This window comes from Cyanobacteriota bacterium (genome assembly GCA_025054735.1).
Lineage (GTDB): Bacteria > Cyanobacteriota > Cyanobacteriia > SKYG9 > SKYG9 > SKYG9.
The window spans coordinates 1-528 of record JANWZG010000714.1 but is presented as its reverse complement, the minus strand read 5'-3'; the positions used below and the strand labels follow the sequence as shown (position 1 = coordinate 528).

Here is a 528-nt window from a genome sequence, read left to right as displayed (position 1 = left end):
TGCAGTTTGTATGTATTTTCTTTCTTTCGAACGGAGTTCTAAGGATTCTTCGATACCTTTTGGGGTTAATCGAAAGATTTCTTTTACTCTTTTTGAGATTTTCTCTTCGTCAACTTTATTAGTTCCGAACGTATCAATTAAAACAGAAGTTGGTTCAGGGTATCCAATTGCATAGGAGATTTGAACTTCACATCTATCTGCGAGCCCAGCGGCAACTATGTTTTTTGCAATATAACGTGCCATGTAAGCAGCACTACGATCTACTTTTGATGGATCTTTGCCAGAAAAAGCACCACCACCGTGTCTACTATATCCACCATAAGTATCAACAATGATCTTTCTCCCTGTCAAACCTGTATCCCCATGCGGTCCGCCTATCACGAATCTACCTGTGGGATTAATTAAATATCGTGTGTTTTTTAAAAAATGGGAAGGGATGACTTTCTTGATTACTTCTTCTATGATCATTTCTTCAATTTGTTTATGTTCCAAATGAGGTCTATGTTGTGTAGAGAGAACCACAGTATC

Annotated in this window: 1 protein-coding gene; it reads right to left on the bottom strand. The window is 37.9% G+C overall.

All coding sequences use genetic code 11. The annotated features are described in order from the left end of the window. Nucleotides 1-528 (bottom strand): methionine adenosyltransferase domain-containing protein (locus tag NZ772_19500; GenBank protein ID MCS6815739.1); only part of this gene is annotated, 528 nt, incomplete at both ends.